3 protein-coding genes are annotated in these 3,819 nt (G+C 69.0%); all 3 read left to right on the top strand.

Annotation, left to right across the window (positions count from 1 at the left end):
- Nucleotides 1-327: LamB/YcsF family protein (locus tag AC1DY5_RS46110; protein WP_478121078.1), on the top strand; the 327-nt coding region annotated here is incomplete at its 5' end.
- Nucleotides 327-1,910, top strand: coding sequence for a 5-oxoprolinase subunit B/C family protein (locus AC1DY5_RS46105; protein WP_478121079.1), 1,584 nt, complete (start codon nt 327-329; stop codon nt 1,908-1,910). The genes AC1DY5_RS46110 and AC1DY5_RS46105, both read left to right, overlap by 1 nt.
- On the top strand, nt 1,907-3,643 hold the full coding sequence (locus tag AC1DY5_RS46100) for an acetyl/propionyl/methylcrotonyl-CoA carboxylase subunit alpha (RefSeq protein ID WP_478121077.1): 1,737 nt from the start codon (nt 1,907-1,909) through the stop codon (nt 3,641-3,643). Before AC1DY5_RS46105 ends, AC1DY5_RS46100 begins: the two co-directional genes overlap by 4 nt.
- Nucleotides 3,644-3,819: the final 176 nt, after the last annotated feature.

Genomic DNA, 3,819 nt, shown 5'->3' with positions numbered 1-3,819 from the left:
GCGCAGGCCAGCGGCTTGCGCACGGTGGCGGAGGCTTTTGCCGACCGTGCCTACACGCCTCAAGGCACGCTGGTCTCGCGGCGCGAGAAGGGCGCTGTGCTGCACGATGCGCACGAGGTGGCGGCGCGCATGCTGCGACTGGCGACGGAGGGTGTTGTTACGGCCATCGACGGCAGCACGGTGCGCATCGAGGCCGATTCGCTCTGCGTGCACGGGGACAGCCCCGGCGCAGTCCAGATGGCGCGGGAAGTGCGCGCGATGCTCGAGCGCTCGGGCGTGAGAGTGCAGTCCTTTGTCGATGCGGTGCCCTCGGAGGCACTTCAATGATGCGCTTTCTGCCGGTCAACCTCGATGCCTTGCTGGTCGAACTCGACGATCTGCCGCAGACCCTGGCGCTCCTTGCTTCACTGCAGACCGACCCCATCGACGGCATCGAAGAGTTGGTGCCGGCCGCGCGCACGCTGCTGGTTCGCTATCGCCCCGCGAAGGTATCGCACGCGGCGCTGCTCRAGCGCATCGGCGCGCGCAGCCTCACGGCGCAGGTCGAACGCACTGGCACGCTGATCGAGATCCCCGTCGACTACATTGGTGAAGACCTCGACGAGGTCGCGCAGATGCTGGGCATTTCGCGTGACGAGGTGATCCGTCGTCACACGGGCAGCGAGTACACCGTTGCCTTCACCGGCTTTGCACCGGGCTTTGCCTACCTGAGCGGCGGCGACTCGGGACTGAACGTGCCGCGCCGCACCACACCGCGCACGCGCATCCCGGCCGGTGCCGTGGGGCTGGCAGGGCCCTTCAGCGGCGTCTATCCGCAGGCCAGCCCGGGCGGCTGGCAGATCATTGGCGTGACGGCTACGCCGATGTGGGACCTGGGGCGCGAGGTGCCGGCTTTGCTGCAACCGGGATTCCGCGTTCGCTTCACTGACATGGCCGGTCGACCTGCGGGGCCGTCGCCCGCATTGGCGCCCCAGCCGGCCGCAGCATCCATCGCCGTCGATCCCCATGGCGCCGCGCTGGAGATTCGCAGCACCGGCTTGCAGGCCCTGTTCCAGGACACGGGCCGCCCCGGTCAGGCGGGGCAGGGCGTGTCGGCTTCGGGTGCGGTGGACCAGGGGGCATTGCGCGCGGCCAACAGGCTGGTCGGCAACACCAGTGATGCGGCCTGCGTGGAGATCGTCTACGGCGGCTTCCAGTGCGTCTGCCGCGGCGAGGCCGTGGTGGCCTTCACCGGCGCCGATGCGCCCATCGTCATCACCACTGTCGGTGGTACGACCTGGTCCGCGCCTGGCTACCACGCGATCGCCCTGTCGGACGGCGACAGCCTCATGCTGGGCTCGCCGCGCGCGGGCATTCGCTCRTATCTCGCGGTGCGCGGCGGCTTCGACATCGCGCCGGTGCTCGGCAGTTGCTCGACCGACACGCTGGCCCGCGTCGGCCCCGCACCCATCGCGGCCGGTGATGTGTTGCCGGTACGTTCGGTGGTGCGCGGTGCCATCGTGGGTCTGCACGAGCAGCCTCCCGCCGATCTGCCCACGACGGAGCAGATCGTCACGCTCGACGCGGTGATGGGCCCGCGCACTGACTGGTTCACGCCCGAGGCGGTGGCGCTGCTGTCCAGCCAGGTGTGGAAGGTCACGCCGCAGTCCAACCGCGTCGGCCTGCGCTTGGCCGGCGAAGAGCCATTGACCCGCGCCAACGCAGCCGAGTTGCCCAGCGAAGGGACAGCCCTCGGCGCCTTGCAGGTGCCGCCGAGCGGGCAGCCCGTGCTGTTCATGGCAGACCACCCGCTCACGGGCGGCTACCCGGTGATTGGCGCCGTTGCCAGCTACCACCTCGACCTCGCGGGGCAGATTCCCATCGGCGCCAGCCTGCGCTTCAACCCCATCCACCCATTCGGTACCCCATGAAAAAAGTCCTGATTGCCAATCGCGGCGAGATCGCCGTGCGCATCGTGCGCGCCTGCGCCGATTACGGCGTGAAGTCGGTCGCCGTGTATGCCGACGCCGACCTGGACGCGTTGCACGTGCGCATGGCCGATGAGGCCTATGGCCTGGACGGCCAGCGCCCCGCCGACACCTACCTGAACATCGACAAGCTATTGGCCGTGGCCGCGCGCAGCGGCGCCGACGCTGTGCACCCGGGCTACGGCTTCCTGTCGGAGAACGCAGGCTTTGCGCGCGCCGTCATCGCGGCCGGTCTCGCCTGGATCGGCCCGCCGCCAGAGGCCATCGATGCGCTGGGGGACAAGGTGCAGGCGCGCAAGATCGCGCTGGAGGTCGGGGCGCCGCTGGTCGCGGGCACGCCCGGGCCGGTGAACGACGCGCGGGAAGTGCTCGCCTTCGCCGAACAGCACGGTCTGCCCATCGCCATCAAGGCCGCCTTCGGTGGAGGAGGGCGTGGTCTCAAGGTGGCCTGGCGCATGGACGAGGTGGCCGACCTTTACGAATCGGCGGTGCGCGAGGCCGTAACCGCCTTCGGCCGCGGCGAGTGTTTTGTGGAGCAGTTTCTCGACCGGCCGCGCCACATCGAGGCGCAGGTGATCGCCGACACCCACGGCCACGTGGTGGTGCTCGGCACGCGCGACTGCTCGCTGCAGCGGCGCAACCAGAAGCTGGTCGAAGAGGCGCCCGCGCCCTTCCTGACCGACGAGCAGCGCGCGCGCATCCACCAGTCGGCGCGCGACGTGTGCGCCAGGGCCGGCTATGTCGGCGCCGGGACCGTGGAGTTCTTGCTCAGCGGCACGGGCGCGATCTCGTTCCTCGAGGTCAACACCCGCCTGCAGGTTGAGCACCCCGTGACCGAGGAAACCTCGGGCATCGACCTGGTGGTGGAGCAACTTCGCGTGGCCGATGGCCTGCCGCTGTCGATTACCGACACACCGGTGCCGCGTGGCCACGCCTTCGAGTTTCGCATCAACGCCGAAGACGTGGGCCGCGGCTTTCTGCCGACGCCCGGCCAGGTGCGCCTGTTCGAGGCGCCTTCGGGCCCGGGCGTGCGCGTGGACACCGGCGTGCTGTCGGGTTCCGTGGTGCCCGGCACTTTCGACTCGCTGATGGCCAAGCTCATCGTCACCGGCGCAACGCGCGCGCAGGCCATTGCCCGCGCGCGGCGGGCGCTCAAGGAGTTCCGGATCGAGGGCGTGGCCTCGGTGCTGCCGTTCCACCGCGCGGTGATGGAGCAGCCGGACTTCACATCGGACGATGTGTTCAAGGTGCATACGCGCTGGATCGAGACCGACTTCGCCAACATCCTGGCCGCCACCGTGCGCAGCGAACTGCCCGCGCCCGATGCAGCCCTGGTGCGCACCGTGATCGAGATCGACGGGCGCCGCATGGCGCTTGGGCTCCCGACCGAACTCCTGCGCGGCTTGCAGGCCGTGACTGGCGGTGCTGCATCGCCAGCCGCGGCGCAAACACCGGTGGCCGCAGACCCCGCATCGGTTGCCGCACCGATCGCCGGAACGCTGCAATCGTGGAAGGTGGCCGACGGCGACACTGTCGCCCAGGGCGACGCCATCGCGACGATGGAGGCCATGAAGATGGAAATGCTGGTGCCGGCCCATCGCGCAGGGCGCATTGCGCTGAAGGCTGAGCAAGGGGCGTATCTGCTCGCGGGGGCAGCGGTTGCCGAGATCCATTGATCGACGGCGCCGGGAGCGGCCGAAGACGGAAGCCCACGGAAGAATCGTTGACGAGATCTCGATCAGGAGAGCATCCAGAAGTTGGGGTAATCGTATCTCCCATGAAAATTGATACGGTCGCTGCAAGAACCGAAGCACGACAAGCGCTTGCGAATCGCATACCGGGGTGATCGTAC

The sequence above is a fragment of the Variovorax sp. P4_D9 genome, assembly GCF_056401695.1.
The sequence above is the reverse complement of the archived record's forward strand: the minus strand, read 5'-3'. Positions and strand labels throughout refer to the sequence as shown.